Consider the following 14617-nt stretch of genomic DNA (forward strand, 5'->3'; position numbering starts at 1 on the left):
ACAAGGACCGACATGGGTTACGCATATGACTACGCGACCGCCATCATGCACCGCGGTCGTGTCCTGATGGAGCCGACGGACTTCGTTCCGAACTGGCCGGACCAGCCGCGCAAGGGGAAGTACTTCCCCGGCGTGGAAACCTTTCCCCTGTACGACGGGAGCCCACCCGGGGACGCCACCGTCCAGGACGGGCTGGACGGCCCGGGTCGGGACTCGGCGCTCCCGTTCGACCTCCCGTTCCTCGCCGCGATGCTGCACGACTCGTACGGGCTGGTCGGCCGTCGCCTCGGTGTCCAGGCCAACACCGACCTTCGCGCGTTGCCGACGTACACGACGGCGAACTGGAACCGTGGCACCGCGTCGGGCGGTGGCCTCTACCCGGTGAGCGTCTACTGGGTCTGCGGGCCGAGCGGCCCGATGCCGCCGGGCGTCTACCACTACTCGACCAAGCACCACGCGATGCAGCGCCTGCTCACCGGCGACGTGACGCCTGTCGTCCGGGAGGCGCTCGGTGCCCGGGCGGGCCGGGACGACGACCAGTTCCTCGTGCTGGGCGTCAAGTACTGGCAGAACGCCTTCAAGTACAACAGCTTCTCCTTCCACGCGGTAACCATGGACATCGGCACGATCGTGCAGACCTGGCGGCTGTGGGCCGGTGCCCGTGGTCGCGTCGTGGAGCCGGAGCTCTGGTTCGACGAGCCGCGGATCGCCGACCTGCTGGGCGTGGCGAACGACGAGGAGGGCATCTTCGCCGTCGTACCGCTGGCCTGGGACTCGGCGCAACCGTCAGGTGGCACGGCGGCGCGGGTGTCGGTCCGCCACCGCGACCAGGAGCGCTCCCGGACGGTGCTGACCTTCGACACGATGAGCAAGATCCACGCGGGGACGGTGCAGGGCGCCACCGAGGCACCCCAACCCGGGCAACTGGTGGCCGCCGTAGCCCATCCGCCGCAGCCCGGCCGCGCGCGGGTCGAGCTGCCGCCTCCGCTCGCGCTCGACCTCCCGGTCCGCAGCGCACTGCGCCGTCGGCGCAGCAGCTTCGGTCGGTTCGACGCGACGGTGCCACTGACCGCGGCGCAGCTCGCCACCGGGCTGGCGGCAAGCGCCCGCGCGCCCTTCACCGATGCGGCGAGCGGTGCCGGAGCGGCCGCACTGACGAAGCTCTACGCCTTCGTCAACCACGTCGACGGGGTGCCGCCGGGGGCGTACGAGTACGACCCGCACGGACACGCCCTGTACCTGGTGAAGGCGGGCCCGCCCGGGCCGTTCCTCCAGCGCAACTACTTCCTGTCCAACTACAACCTTGAGCAGGCGGGCGTCGTGATCGTGCCGACCGTGCGCACGACGGCGGTGCTCGATGCCGTCGGGGACCGTGGCTACCGCCTGGTCAACGCCACGATCGGCGCGGTCGCGCAGAACTTCTACACCGCCGCGTCGGCGCTTGACGTCGGCGCAGGGGTCGCACTCGGCTTCGACAACATCTCCTTCATCGAGGACCTCGACCTCGGCGGTACGGGCGAAGCGCCCCTGCTGATCATGCTGCTCGGCCACGAACGGGCCCGTCCCGCGGACTTTCGCTATGACATCGCCTGACCAACCGAGTCGAACGGAGTCCGTGATGACCCTGACCACCGAACCCGATCTCCAACCGGCCACCACCGACGGCGGACCGACGCGGACCCGCTGGACCCTGCAACCCCGGCTGATGGCCCGGGTCGCGGGCCTGCCGCTCGACACCGTCGGCGCCCTCCGCTGCCCGGACAGCTGTCGGTGGGCCGAGCAGGTGCTGCAGGAGGAGGAGTCGCTCGCCGAGACGGCGAGCCACCTCAGCGACCTGCTGCACGGCATGGTCAACGACAACGACGACGACCTCGTCCGCCGTCAGCTGCTGCGGCTGCGGCGGCAGGTGTTCAACAACCGGCTGCCCCAGGACGCGGACGCCGCCGTCACCCTGCTGGCCGGGCTGAACGCCAGCACCGCCGAGCGGCTCGGCAGCTGGCTGGCGGCCCGGCGCAGACTCGACGACAGGCGCGCCGAAGGTGAACGGATCGTCGGCACGGAGCTGTCCGGCACGACCGCGCGGCTGCGCCAGTTGGCCGCCGAGGACCGGCTGCGCCGAGGTGTGCTGCTCGCCTCGCCGTCGCTGGATGCGCAGCTCGACGCGTTCATCGGCGGCCGCGCCGACCGACCCGGCAAGAAGGAGCGGCGGATCACCCGCTCGGTGCTGTCCTACCTGTACCGCACCGCCTGCAAACCGAGCCCGTTCAGCACGTTCACCGGCGTCGGGGTCGGTCGACTAACGGAGGACGCAGACGCCAAGCACTTGGTGACCGTGGCCGACGACTGGTCCAGCCACCCCCGGCTGAACGTGGTCGTGCTGGGTCGGCTCGTCGACCTCGTCCTGGCCGACCCACAGCGTCGCGCGGACCTGCCGGTCCAGGCGGCCACCGGGTGGCGCACCGACGAAGACCGCGTACGGTTCGTGAGCCGCTGGGTCACCACCGGCGACGACAACGCCGCGGTGACGTTCGACGCGGCCTCCGACCGGCTCTACTTCCTGCAGCGTACGGGCGTTCTCGAACGGATGCTGCGGATGATGGAACGCACCCCGGGCCTGAGGTTCGGTCAGCTCACCGAATGGCTCGGGGCCACGGAACGGGCCACCGCCGACGAGTGCGACAGGTACCTGGCCGCGCTCCTGCACCTCGGTATGCTGCAGTTCCCCTGCCTGCAGACGGACGTGCACAGCCGTGACCCGCTGCGCGGTTTCCAGGAGGCCCTGCGGGCGATCGAACGACAGTGGGCCGATGAGCTGGCCGACGGGCTGACCCAGCCGATCTCGGATGTCCAGCGGTACGCGCTCGCGGATCACACCGAACGTCGGGAGCTGCTCGGTCGGCTGCGGGCCAGCCTGCACGAACTGCAGACCAGCCTCGGTGACGAGGGCGCCACGCTGCCCCGGACCCTGCTGTACGAGGACGTCCGGGCCGGTGCCGAGGACCTGGCGCTCGACCGGCAGGCGTGGTCCGGGCTGCTCGCGGACTCGCTGCGGTCGGTGGAACGGATCCTGCCGGCCTTCGACGTGACCCTGCCCCAGCGCGTCACGTTCACCGGGTACTTCCTGGCCCGGTATGGCCGCGGCGGACACTGCGATGACCTGCTGAAGCTGGTGCACGACTTCCACGAGGACTTCTTCGACCAGTACCTGACGTTCAACGGGCGTCCGAAGGCGTTCGAGGACGGCGAGTACGTCCCGGAGGTGAACTGGCTGCGGTTGCCCGGCATCACCGCCCTCGACGACGCCCGCCGCGAGCTTGTCGACCGGATGCGCGCGGTCTGGGCCGGGGCCGCGGACGCGGGGGAGGTCCGGCTCGACGAGGAGACAGTCGACGCCGTCGCCGCGCACCTGACCCCGGTGACCACCCGGTTCGCCCCGCAGAGCCACTTCGTCCAGCTCGCGGACCGGCCCGGTGATCCGGTCGCCGTCCTCAATCAGTCGTACGGTGGCTTGTTCTTCCCGTTCAGCCGCTTCACCCACTGCTTCGACGCTCCACCGGACGAGCTGGAGCCCGACGGCCTGGCGCAACAGCTGCTACGGCAGGCGGCGGAGGTCGAACCGGACGGCGCGGTCCTCGCGGAGATCACCGGCGGTGCGGTGGTCACCAACCTCAACCTGCACGGTCGGCTCACCCGCTACCAGATCGTCTGTCCGGGCGAGACCAGCTCCGTGCCGGCCGAGGACCAACTCCACCTCGACGACCTCTACCTGGTGCACGACGTGGCCGAGGAGCGCCTGGTGCTGCGCTCACACCGCCTGGGCCGCGAGGTCGTCCCGGTCTACCTCGGCTATCTGGTGCCGCTGGCCCTTCCGGAGATCCCCCGGACCCTGCTGCTGCTGTCGCCGTCGTCGCTGGCCCCGGTGAACCTCTGGGGCGGAGTGCCCGAAGGGGAACCCCGCGACGGGGTGCGCTACCGGCCTCGGGTACGCCACCGCAACGTGGTGTTGAGCCGCCGGGCCTGGACGGTCGACGGCCAGGACCTGCCCCGACTGTCGCCGCAGGTCGCCGACGAGGACTGGTTCCTGGCGTGGCAGCGCTGGCGGCGGACGCACGCCCTGCCGGACCGCACGTTCGCCACGGTCACCGAGACCTCCGCCGACGGCCGGTCGCGCAGCGGCAAGCCGCAGTACGTCGACTTCGCCAGCTACCTCTCCCTGTACGCCCTCGACGGACTGTTGCAGAGCCCGGGAGCGCGGGTGGTGTTCCGGGAGATGCTCCCCGACGAGGACGCCCTGCACGTGCGGTCGCGCCGCGGCGAGCACGTCGCCGAGCTGGCCGTCGAGACCCTCCGTTCCCCTTCGATCCTTCCCCCCGCGATGCGACAGGACGGGCAGCCATGACGCAGACCCTCATCGACCCCGCGACGGACGCGACGACCGGCCAGTGGCAGGCCATTCACATCTACTACGCGGCCAACCCGCAGCCGCTGCTCGTGCAGTGCGTGCGTCCGCTGATCAGCGGGCTCCAGGCCGACGGGCTGATCGCCGGCCACTTCTTCATCAACTACTGGCTGGAGGGACCGCACGTACGGCTGCGGCTCAAGCCGACGACCGTGGCGGCCACCGCCGAGGTGAAGCGGCGGGCGGAAACGGCGATCACCGAGTACCTGCGGGTCCGGCCGGCGCTGTACCAGGTGGATGCCGGATTCCTGGAGGACTTCTACAACTCGCTGTTCGACATGGAGTTCTCCGCCGACCAGAAGTCCAGCTACCTGCGTGGCGACGGCCGGATGAACCTGCGGGAGAACAACACCTACAGCTACGAACCGTACGAGCCGGAGTACGGCAAGTACGGCGGCGAAGCCGGGATCGCGCTCGCGGAGTGGCACTTCGCGCAGTCCAGCGAGATGGTCGTCGACGCCATCCGCACGAAGAACCTGCACCTGCGCACCGTGCTGCTCGGCACGTCGGCGCAGCTGATGATGGTGATGTCGGCATGCTTCCTGCCGGACACCGCCGACCTCGTCGACTATCTGGACCGCTACCACAGGTTCTGGCGCACCGCGTTCTCGGACACCAACTACGCGGGCGACGAGGAGTACCAGCAGCAGTACGCCGCGATGGGCGCCGAGATCGGCAGGCGGTTCGCCGAGATCCGGCACTCACTGCGGGCCACCGGGGGCCGGGACCTGCCCGGGCTGCTGCGCGGCTGGGCGGAACACTGCCTGGAGCTGCGCGACCGGGCGGCCGATCTCGCCCAGCGCGGGCAGCTCGTGTTCCGGTCCTGGGACGACACCCGCGACGAGATCCACACGGACCCGCGGACCGCCCTGCCGCTGCTGTTGTCGCCGTACATGCACATGACCAACAACCGGCTGCACGTCACGATCACCGATGAGGCGTACCTGTCGTACATGCTGGGCCGGGCGCTGCGCGAGCATGGCGAGGAGGCATGAGCACCGCCGTCGTCGCCGGGCCGGCGACGCGAGCCGACATCCAGATCAGCCAACGCTACGTGCGCGACGGTACGCCGGTGCACCTCGTTCGCGACCCCGCCGCCGGGAAGACGTTCGAGATCGGGGTGAAGGAGCACTTCGTCCTCGTTCGGCTCGACGGGGCGACGTCGCGCGAGGACATCGCTGAGGCGTACGGCCGAACGTTCGGTCGGTCCCTCGGTCCGGCCGCCTGGCAACAGCTCCTCGGCCTGCTGGCCGTCCGGGGCCTCATCGAGGGAGGCCCGGCGCCGACTGCCGGTCCACCAGCGCTGACCCGGCGCACCTACCTCGGCGGCTCCCGACGGCTGGTCAGCGACGCCTCCGCCACCACCGCGCGCCTGCACCGCTTCCTCGCGTTCACCTTCCGGGGCTGGTTCCTCGTCCCCGCGATCGCGGCGACCCTGCTGATGCTCGTCGGTGTGGTGTGGCACGGACCAGCCCTGGTCGACGACACCGCCCGGGTGCTCGACGACCCGTTCGCGCTGATGGCGGTCGCCACCGCCCTGTGGGTCACCATGGGCCTGCACGAACTCGGGCACGGCGTCGTGGCGCACCACTTCGGCGCCACGGTCGGCGAGATCGGGATCCGCTGGCAACTACCCATGGTCGTCATGTACTGCCGGGTCGACGACTACCTGTTCCTGCGGACCCGCCGTCAGCAGGTGGCGACCGCGTCGGCCGGCATCCTGGTGAACCTGCTGTTGCTGCTACCGGTCTTGCCGGCCTGGCTGTTGCTGCCGGCGGGGGAGCCGGCCCGAACGCTGCTCGGCGCGTTCATGGTGCTGGGGCTCGCCCAGGCCGCGTTGTTCCTGCTGCCGCTGCCACCGATGGACGGCTACAAGATGCTCGCCCACTCGCTGGGAATGCTGCACTACGCGAGTGGCAGCCGACGCTTCGCCGGTCGGGCGCTTGCCGCGCTTGTCGGCCGCGGACCGGGCCTGGCGGCATATCCCCGGGCCGCCCGGATCGCCTACTGCGGGTACGCCCTGGGCGCGGCCACGCTGATGGTGGGCATCGTGACGACCGTCGCGGTGGTCGCGGAGCGCACCGCCACCGCCCACTTCGGGCCGGTCGCCGGGGCCGTCTCGGCCGGGCTCGCCGTACTCGTCGGGATGTTGTTCGTGGTGCCCCGCCCGTCGTTCACGGGGACCCGCAAGCCGGCCGACGGCCGGAGAGAAGAGGTCCAGAAGTGACAACCACGCAGGCCATCGAATCGTCGACACCGAGCAGCGAGGAACTCATCGTGGAGGCAGCCGCCGAGTCGGCAGTCGTGTTGACCGACGTGCGCAAGCGGTACGGCGACGTGCCGGCCGTCGACGGCATCTCGCTGACCATCCGACGTGGAGAGTTCTTCGGCATCCTCGGCCCCAACGGCGCCGGCAAGACGACCCTGATCGAGATCATGGAGGGTCTGCGTCAGGCCGACGCCGGCACGGTCCAGGTGCTCGGGATGCGCCCGTGGCCCCGCAACGTGGCGCTACTGCCCCGCCTCGGCCTACAGACGCAGAAGAGCGCGTTCTTCGCCCGGCTGACGGCCCGCGAGCACCTCGCGACGGTGGCCGCCCTGTACGGACTGCCCGCCACGGCGGCCGGCCCCGCGCTACAACTGGTCGGGCTGTCCGGGGAGGCGGACAAGCGGGTCGGGGACCTCTCCGGCGGACAGCGGCAGCGGCTCGCCATCGCCGGCGCGCTCATCCACGGGCCCGAACTCGTCTTCCTCGACGAGCCCACCGCGGCGCTCGACGCGCAGTCCCGCCGCGACCTGTGGCAGGTGCTGCGCGACCTGAAGGCACAGGGCCGCACGATCGTCTACACCACCCACCACCTCGACGAGGCCGAGGCGCTCTGCGACCGCGTCGCCATCGTCGTCTCCGGCGCCGTCATCGCACTCGACACCCCGCACCGGCTCGTCGGCGCGGCGCACGCACCCACCCGCGTCCTGGTGCCGGTCGGCCAGATCTCCACCGACCAGGCCGGGGCTCTTCCCGGCGTCGTCCGGGTCACCGTGGAGGGGAGTTCCGTGGTGGTGGAGACCAGCGCGGCCGGCGCCACCCTGGCGGCAGTCGGTGACCTCATCGGCCTCGACGAGGTGCAGACCCGCACCGCCACCCTCGAGGACGTCTACCTGGAACTCACTGGATCGGAGACGCGCTCATGACCGCATTCGCCGCGCTGGGCACGGCCACCTACAAGGCGTCCGTACGCGACAAGACCACCGTCTTCTTCACCTTCGCCTTCCCGTTGCTCTTCCTCGTGGTCTTCGGCCTGATCTTCGCGGGACAGGAGGTGGAGGGCTCCGGGCGCAGCTACATCGACTACATCGCGCCCGGTGTGCTCTCCTGGGGCGTCGGCAACGCCGCCCTCTTCGGCATCGCGTTCACGCTGATGCAGTGGCGCAACGACGACATCCTGCGCCTGATCCGGATGACACCCACACCCCTGACCACGGTGCTCGCCTCGCGCTACACGGGCGCGCTCGTGGTCGGCCTGGTGCAGGCGGTGCTCTTCGTCGGCGTGGCCCTGCTTCCGGTGTTCGGCCTCAGCCTCGCCGGAACCTGGCCCCTCGCCCTGCCCGTGCTGCTGCTCGGCGTGACGGCGTTCCTCTCCATGGGAGTCGTCGTCGGATCCCGCGCCAACACTCCCGAGGCCGTCGCCGCCGTCGCCAACACGATCATGGTGCCGATGGCGTTCCTGTCCGGCTCCTTCCTGCCGCTCGACCTCATGCCCGGGTGGCTACAGAACATCTCCCGCGCCCTGCCGTTGCGCTACATGAACGACGGCATCTCCACCGCCCTGACCGGCAGCGGCGACCTTGCGACCATCGGCGTGAGCAGCGCGGCCCTCGCCGGGTTCACCGTCGCCTTCGGCTTCCTCGCGGTCCGGACCTTCCGCTGGAGCAACAACTCGTGAGCACGACGACGCGAGCCGACAGCCGCCCCATCCCGATGGAGTTCGCCCGACTGACCCTGCAACAAGCGCTCACCGACCGTTTCCGACGTGACGTCGGGGACGCCCCGCTCGGTCCCGGACCGGCGGTGCAGACCGTCGGCGCGGTGGACGTGTTCGGTGCGCCGGCCACCCGGCTCGCGTCCGTCCGCGGCGCCGCGGACGTGCATCTCACCGCCCAGGCCGTGCTCGTCGGCCCGTGGGGCGGTGCCCCGGACACCCAGGCCTGCGGCCAGTGCCTCGCCATGCGGTGGCAGCGGTTGCGGACCAGATCCGAACGGGAGGCCCTCGAACACGGTCAGACCGTCATCCCGGCCGGCACCTGGCCGGTCGTCCCGGACTACGTCGTGGACGCCGTCTGGTCGGTGTACCAGGCGGCCGTCCTCGGCTGGTCCGGGGCCGTCGGCCCCCGCGCCGCCGGAGGCTGGCACACCACCGCCGACCTCAGCCTGCCGCAGATCACCCGGATCGACCTCCAGACGCTGCACGTGCTGACGTTTCCGCTGCTCAGCGATCCGCTCTGCGCCAACTGCGCGCCGATCGAAGAGACCACCCCGCACCTGGCCACCCTCGACCTGGTGTCGCGCCCCAAGCCGGACCCGGGCAGCTACCGGCTCACCTCGACAACGTCGTACCCCCTCACCACCGGGGCGATGGCGAACCCGGTCTGCGGCAGCCTCGGTGCCGGCACCTGGCTCGACGTCACCTCGCCCACCACCTCCCCGGTCACCGGCAGCGTCTTCATCCGCGGGTACGCCGGGCTCGTCAACTTCAGCTGGAGCGGGCAGGCCAACTCGTTTCGCACCAGCAAGGACCTCGCGTATCTGGAGGGGCTCGAACGGTACGCCGGCACCCACCAGCGGCGCCGGGCCGATCCGGTCGTCGCCGCGTACGCCGACCTCGGGGACACCGCGCTCGACCCGCGCAGCTGCGGGGAGTACTCCGCGCAGACGTACCGGACCGATCCGATGGTCGAACCGTTCGACCCGGACCGGCCGATACCGTGGGTGTGGGGTTACTCCCTCCGCGACGACCGCCCCGTGCTCGTGCCGGCCCGTCTCACGTACTACGCCTCCGGGCAGGCCGCCGACAACTTCGTCTACGAATCCTCGAACGGCTGCGCGATCGGCAGTTGCCTGGAGGAGGCCATCCTCTTCGGTCTGCTCGAACTCATCGAGCGCGACGCGTTCCTGCTCACCTGGTACGGCAACCTGGAGGTCACCGAGATCGACCTCGACTCGTGCCGCAGCCCTGCGGTGCGCGCCATGGTGGACCGGGCGGCCTTCCGGGGCTACGACGTCCACGCCTTCGACAGCCGCGTCGACCTGGCCGTACCCGTGGTGACCGGCCTCGCGGTCCGGCGGGACGGCGGCGCGGGGGCCCTCTCCTTCGCCGCCGGCGCCAGCCTCGATGCGGAGACCGCCGTCGAGGGTGCGCTGTCGGAGGTGCTCACCTACATTCCGCACCTGTCCCGGCAGGTCGACGAGCGCCGGGACGAACTCGACGCGATGGCTGACGACTACACCCTCTGCGCCAACCTGGGCGACCATCCCCAACTGTTCGGACTGCCGCGGATGACCGAACACGCCCGCAGCTACCTCGCACCGGCAGGTCACCTCCCGATCCAGGACATCCGGCCCCCGGGCGACCCGGACTCCCGAGACCTCCTGCTCGACCTCCGGACCTGCCAACGCGAACTGGAACGGGCCGGCTTCGACGTGATCGTGGTCGACCAGACCACCCCGGAACAGCGCCGCATGGGCCTGCACACGGTGTCGACGATCGTTCCCGGGCTGCTGCCGATCGACTTCGGCTGGGCCCGGCAACGGGCCCTGCAGATGCCTCGGCTGCGCTCGGCGCCCCGGCGGGCCGGCCTGCGCGCCAGCGACCTGACCGACCACGACCTCCGGAGGGTCCCGCACCCGTTCCCCTGAACGCCGCACGACGCGTCGCGCCCCGCCGGTCCGCTGCCGGCGGGGCGCCGCTGTGTGGTGCCACACCTCTTCGACGGCGGTGCCCGACACACCGAACGGCCCGCCTGGACGTCTTCGTCCAGCCGGGCCGTTCGGGAGAGAGCTGCTGATCGCGGGGACGATCAGGCCGAGCAGGAGGTGGTGCTGGTGGTGCTGGAGCAGGTGCTGGTGGAGCTGGTGCTGCACGAGGCGGCCACGGCCAGCAGGACACCGCTCGCGTCCGCGTAGTCCGAGATCTCGAAGGTCTCCGACTCCAGCTCGAGGATCTCGTTCGCCAGGTCGGCCAGGTTGGTCTTGTCGTCGATGCTCATTGCTACTCCTCAGCGATGTCTGGGCTGTCCCTGTCGGTCCGGCCCGCCGTGGTGACTGAAACCATTCCATCGCCCGCCGGTAGCCGATCGACATACGTCTCGCTGTCACTCCACTGACATCACGCGTCACCGGCTGAGCTGAGCCAGACCGGCCCCCACGCCAGGTTCTGCGGGCCGAGCAACGCGTCGGCGGCGACCCGGATCCCCAGCACCCGCCGGCCGGACCTGCCGAAGACGGCGACGTGGATGTCGTGCAGCAGCCGACGGACATCGGCCGGGGACAGGGCGCTGATCAGGGGGGCGGTCTCCGGTGGGCTGACGACCCCTTCCCGGGCGGTGGCCGGGAGCAGGAGATCCCGGGTGCGGGCCGCGGTGAGGGCGTAGTCGATCGCCTCCTCGGTCTGCCGGCCCCAGGCCGCCGCAACGGCGGCACGTGACGACCGACGTACGACCGCCGCGAGCCGCAGCGGCCCGCTGAGCTGCGGGACATGGCGGGTGATGACGTCGAAACCGGTGTCCGGTAGAGAGTGCCGCTGGGCATCCCGGCTGTACGCGCTCAGCAGGGTGAGCGAGCCGTCGAGGAGCCACGTCCACTCCGTCGAACCCGAGGCGCCGACCACCGCGCGGCCGGATGTCGGGACCGCGTCCGACGACATCGACCGCAGGCCGTCCAGCACCGCGTGCCGCAGCGCCAGGTCCGTCCTTGTCGCCCAGCCCAGCCCTCGACGGGGCTGAGCCGGGTCGGACGTCCGCACCGCAGCTACGCAGATCTGCGAGGAGTGATGTGCCGCGAGCGGTTCGGGCGCGAGCAGCCCCGCCCACGGCGCCACCGCCGCGAGGGCGTCACCTGGCACGGGAGGAGCCGTCGGCATCGATTCGAGGTCGGTCAGGCTCCGAATTCCGGTCCAACGGGTCCGGCCCTCACCGGGTAGTACGAGCAGTGTCGTGACCCGATGCTCCGGGTCCACGATCGCCGCGGTGCTGTCGTCGGCCCAGTCCACCGACAGGACGGCGTCACGCACCGCGGCCTCGACCGATCCGGCGGTCCACGGTTTGCCGCCGCTCACCGAACCGGTCAGGATCTGCGCCCGCCGCCAGAGGGCGGTGCGCTCGGTCAGTAGATCGTGCAGTCGCGGGTGTTCCGAACGTGGTCCGACGACGATCAGTCCCGCGATGGGGGTGACCGGCACTGCTTCGGTCATCGGTCAACTGCCTTCCATCGGCGTTCTTCGGCGGGTCGATCCCCACGTCTGCGGACCGCCAAGGCCGGCAGGGCGAGTCTTGGTCGCTACGGTCAGTCCCAGGCCGTCGAGTTGCCGCTGTCCACGACGGTGACCGGGGGCGCGGTGGGGTCGGTCTTGTCGTCGGCACTCGCCGCGGCCGGGAAGAGGAGCACGATCGTGGCGGCCAGGATGCTTGCGAAGAGCGCGTTCTTCGTCATTGTGATCCCCAGTTCCCTTGCGTCGTCCGTCCGGCTGTTCCGTCCGGAACGACTTAACTGTGCGGCCAGGTCACCGAGGGCGAATAGATGGAAGAAGCTGTCTGGCACGTAGTTCCCGGACGTCCGGGCGGGGCTGCTCCAGCGCCACGCAGCGGCAAACGGGCGCGATCAATCGTGGAGAGTGACGGAAACCCGATTCGCGCGGATGCCGCCGGCCATCGACTGGTCTGACGCCGACATCTAGCATTTTTGTGCCCGCTTGTGCCCAAGCTGCTGCTAGGAGCCGGACATGGCTAGGCCGCAAAGAACGCTCGATGTGACCAAGCCCTTGCACGCATTCGCCGCAGAGCTTCGCAAACTGCGGTCGTCGGCGGGTGATCCCAAATACCTGACCATGGCCCGGCGGGTCGGCGATGTCTCAAGGACCGCCCTCGCTGAGGCGGCCGGCGGCGACCACCTACCGACCTGGCACACGGTCCAGAAGTTCGTGACGGCGTGTGGCGGTGACCCGAACGACTGGCGCCAGCGGTGGGAGAGCCTGCGTGACCAGGCATCCGAGCGCTCCCAACCCGAATCGGCGCCAACGGTCCTCCCGATCGACGACAACCATCCACAGCCACGGTGGCAGGACCGGCGGCGGGTTTCGTTGGTGCTGGGAGTAGTGGTCTCCGCAGTTGTCGCGACAGTTGTCACAATGCTGTTTCTGAACAATGAGGCCCGCCCCACCGAGTCTTCACCGAGAGCCGCGGCGGCGGTGCCGTCAGGGCCGGTCGTGATCGTGCAGAACATGATCGCCGTTGGTGGAGACTCCCTCATCGAAGACCCCACGCCCGCCTATCTGTCGACTCGTGCGGAACCGCGGTGCCGCCTGAATGGATGCATGATCCCGGACACTCTCCTCAGCAGCGGTGTCACGGTGGTGGCGACGTGCCATCGCACCGGAACCCGAGTGGCCAACTACAACCTCGATTCGACCGAGGTCCAACGCAACCCCCACCGGGTGCGATCAGCCCTGTGGTATCGGCTCGTGCTCGCCGACGGTCGTGCGGGTTTCATCGCCGAGGTCTACCTCACCCCGGCATCCCGAGGCGGGCTCGGGCTACCCGTCTGTGCGACCGACGTACCGGTCACCGGGGTGTGACGCCGGCGGCCCGTGGTGTCGCAGGGCCGCCGGCGTCACACCCCGGGGGATCAGGCGTCAGTAGCAGCCGATCGGGTACCAGTTGACCCACGAACCGTTGTCCCGGTACATCTGCACGCCGCCACATCCGACCTGGTACTGCATGTTGGCCAGCTGATAGCTCCAGCGGGTGCGCAGGCCGCTGGTCGGCGTGACGGTCAGGTTGCCGCCACCGCTCTGCAGCCAGATCGAAGGATCTCCGCGATAGCCGGTCGCGGTCTTGACGATGGTCCACTCCGTCTTGCAGCCCGAGGAGTAGTTCAGGTACGCCTTGCCCATGTACGCGCCGTTGGCCGGGTCGTACAGGAGCGTGGTGTTGTGCGGGGAGACGCTCTGCGTGTCGCAGGACGGACTGCCGACCGCGGGGTCTCCGCCGTTCGCCGCGTGGGCGGTGGTCGGCACGAGCAGCATCAGGGCGGCGATGCCACCGATCCAGGCCGCGCGGAACGCGGTCCGACCGCGAGAGCCTGCCGGGGATTTCTTCAGCACGTCGACTCCTTCGATGGGTGCTGCGGCAGGCCGTCCGATGGCTGCCGCGTGGCCAGGTCTGTCTAGCCCGAAGGTTGTCCGTCGTCGGCCGGCGACGGACAAGTCGTCGGCGACGGTCAATCCCGGTCCGGCCATGCGCGAGCCGGCGGTGACAGGTTGCGCTGTCACCGCCGGCGCGGCCCCCCCAGGGTGGTGGTTACGGCAGCGGACGGCCGAGGCGGGCACAGGTGGGGGTCCCGTAGGTTCCGCCCGTGTAGGCGGGGAACTTCAGGGACGCGCGTGACTGCGGCCCGAACTGGCCGTCCGCGCTGATGCCCGCCTTGCTCTGGGCGAACTTCAGCGCGTTGAAGGTCAATTGGCCGAACGCCCCGTCATCTTCGAGCCGCGCCTTGCCGGCGGGTGCGAGGTAGCAGTCGTTCAGGGCCCATTGGAGAGCCACCGTGCCCGGCCCGGCGTCGCCCCAGACCAGCGAGCACGGCAGAACGCCGTACTTGCCGACCGGCGCGGCGACCTGATAGCCCGCCTGGTTGCTGACGACGTCGTAGGACTCGCACTCCGGCTGACTGCGAGCCTGGGCGGGGCTGGCGGCGACGAGTGTGCCCGCGAGCACGGTCATGATCAGTGCGAGCAGTGCTGCCAAACGCTTCATCAGGTTTCTCCTTCGTCGCGGTGTCGTCCGGTGCCCGGGCCCCCGTCGGGCTGTTCCCCCGGGCAGTCGGACTCCTCGGCGGACACCCGCCGCACGGCTCGTGTCCTGGAGTGAGGCTGGCCCGGGGCGAGGTTG

At 70.3% G+C, this 14617-nt stretch carries 13 protein-coding genes; 8 read left to right on the forward strand and 5 right to left on the reverse strand.

Going from position 1 to position 14617, the window contains the following annotated elements:
• Positions 1–12: 12 nt before the first annotated feature.
• From ACWER9_RS12710 to ACWER9_RS12740, 7 genes are read left to right on the forward strand one after another with little or no spacing between them, the layout of a single operon-like run.
• Entirely contained in the window at positions 13–1593 is a 1581-nt protein-coding gene (locus tag ACWER9_RS12710; RefSeq protein ID WP_452301961.1) for a nitroreductase family protein, read from the forward strand.
• 25 nt (positions 1594–1618) lie between these two features.
• Complete coding sequence (locus ACWER9_RS12715) at positions 1619–4399, forward strand: lantibiotic dehydratase (RefSeq protein ID WP_452301962.1); 2781 nt, start codon at positions 1619–1621, stop codon at positions 4397–4399.
• Positions 4396–5454: a lantibiotic dehydratase C-terminal domain-containing protein gene (locus ACWER9_RS12720; protein WP_452301963.1), complete on the forward strand. Its 1059-nt coding sequence runs from the start codon at positions 4396–4398 to the stop codon at positions 5452–5454. The genes ACWER9_RS12715 and ACWER9_RS12720 overlap by 4 nt, the downstream gene beginning before the upstream one ends.
• On the forward strand, positions 5451–6686 hold the full coding sequence (locus ACWER9_RS12725; RefSeq protein WP_452301964.1) for a hypothetical protein: 1236 nt from the start codon (positions 5451–5453) through the stop codon (positions 6684–6686). Before ACWER9_RS12720 ends, ACWER9_RS12725 begins: the two co-directional genes overlap by 4 nt.
• A 50-nt stretch (positions 6687–6736) precedes the next feature.
• On the forward strand, positions 6737–7651 hold the full coding sequence (locus ACWER9_RS12730) for an ABC transporter ATP-binding protein (protein ID WP_452302027.1): 915 nt from the start codon (positions 6737–6739) through the stop codon (positions 7649–7651).
• On the forward strand, positions 7648–8403 hold the full coding sequence (locus tag ACWER9_RS12735) for an ABC transporter permease (protein WP_452301965.1): 756 nt from the start codon (positions 7648–7650) through the stop codon (positions 8401–8403). Before ACWER9_RS12730 ends, ACWER9_RS12735 begins: the two co-directional genes overlap by 4 nt.
• Positions 8400–10373, forward strand: coding sequence for a TOMM precursor leader peptide-binding protein (locus ACWER9_RS12740; RefSeq protein ID WP_452301966.1), 1974 nt, complete (start codon positions 8400–8402; stop codon positions 10371–10373). The genes ACWER9_RS12735 and ACWER9_RS12740 overlap by 4 nt, the downstream gene beginning before the upstream one ends.
• A 161-nt stretch (positions 10374–10534) precedes the next feature.
• Here ACWER9_RS12740 and ACWER9_RS12745 read toward each other — a convergent pair whose 3' ends face one another.
• From ACWER9_RS12745 to ACWER9_RS12755, 3 genes are all read right to left on the reverse strand, one after another.
• A complete protein-coding gene (locus ACWER9_RS12745; protein ID WP_452301967.1) occupies positions 10535–10723 on the reverse strand; it encodes a thiazolylpeptide-type bacteriocin in 189 nt (62 codons plus the stop codon).
• Positions 10724–10842: 119 nt separating this feature from the next.
• On the reverse strand, positions 10843–11925 hold the full coding sequence (locus ACWER9_RS12750) for a hypothetical protein (protein ID WP_452301968.1): 1083 nt from the start codon (positions 11923–11925) through the stop codon (positions 10843–10845).
• A gap of 92 nt (positions 11926–12017) precedes the next feature.
• Positions 12018–12164 (reverse strand): hypothetical protein, encoded by a 147-nt coding sequence (locus ACWER9_RS12755; protein ID WP_452301969.1) that lies wholly within the window; start codon positions 12162–12164, stop codon positions 12018–12020.
• A 289-nt stretch (positions 12165–12453) separates the two neighbouring features.
• On the opposite strand from ACWER9_RS12755, the gene ACWER9_RS12760 reads away from it, so the two are divergent.
• Positions 12454–13305, forward strand: coding sequence for a hypothetical protein (locus ACWER9_RS12760; protein WP_452301970.1), 852 nt, complete (start codon positions 12454–12456; stop codon positions 13303–13305).
• A gap of 57 nt (positions 13306–13362) precedes the next feature.
• Here ACWER9_RS12760 and ACWER9_RS12765 read toward each other — a convergent pair whose 3' ends face one another.
• A complete protein-coding gene (locus ACWER9_RS12765; RefSeq protein ID WP_452301971.1) occupies positions 13363–13833 on the reverse strand; it encodes a hypothetical protein in 471 nt (156 codons plus the stop codon).
• 196 nt (positions 13834–14029) lie between these two features.
• Positions 14030–14482 (reverse strand): peptidoglycan-binding domain-containing protein, encoded by a 453-nt coding sequence (locus ACWER9_RS12770; RefSeq protein ID WP_452301972.1) that lies wholly within the window; start codon positions 14480–14482, stop codon positions 14030–14032.
• Positions 14483–14617: the final 135 nt, after the last annotated feature.

Source organism: Micromonospora sp. NPDC003944 (genome assembly GCF_053605225.1).

Coding starts and splice junctions, on each gene's coding strand:
- ACWER9_RS12710 (WP_452301961.1), top strand. CDS start 13: ATGGGTTACGCATATGACTACGCGACCGCCATCATGCACCGCGGTCGT.
- ACWER9_RS12715 (WP_452301962.1), top strand. CDS start 1,619: ATGACCCTGACCACCGAACCCGATCTCCAACCGGCCACCACCGACGGC.
- ACWER9_RS12720 (WP_452301963.1), top strand. CDS start 4,396: ATGACGCAGACCCTCATCGACCCCGCGACGGACGCGACGACCGGCCAG.
- ACWER9_RS12725 (WP_452301964.1), top strand. CDS start 5,451: ATGAGCACCGCCGTCGTCGCCGGGCCGGCGACGCGAGCCGACATCCAG.
- ACWER9_RS12735 (WP_452301965.1), top strand. CDS start 7,648: ATGACCGCATTCGCCGCGCTGGGCACGGCCACCTACAAGGCGTCCGTA.
- ACWER9_RS12745 (WP_452301967.1), bottom strand. CDS start 10,723: ATGAGCATCGACGACAAGACCAACCTGGCCGACCTGGCGAACGAGATC.
- ACWER9_RS12750 (WP_452301968.1), bottom strand. CDS start 11,925: ATGACCGAAGCAGTGCCGGTCACCCCCATCGCGGGACTGATCGTCGTC.
- ACWER9_RS12755 (WP_452301969.1), bottom strand. CDS start 12,164: ATGACGAAGAACGCGCTCTTCGCAAGCATCCTGGCCGCCACGATCGTG.
- ACWER9_RS12760 (WP_452301970.1), top strand. CDS start 12,454: ATGGCTAGGCCGCAAAGAACGCTCGATGTGACCAAGCCCTTGCACGCA.
- ACWER9_RS12770 (WP_452301972.1), bottom strand. CDS start 14,482: ATGAAGCGTTTGGCAGCACTGCTCGCACTGATCATGACCGTGCTCGCG.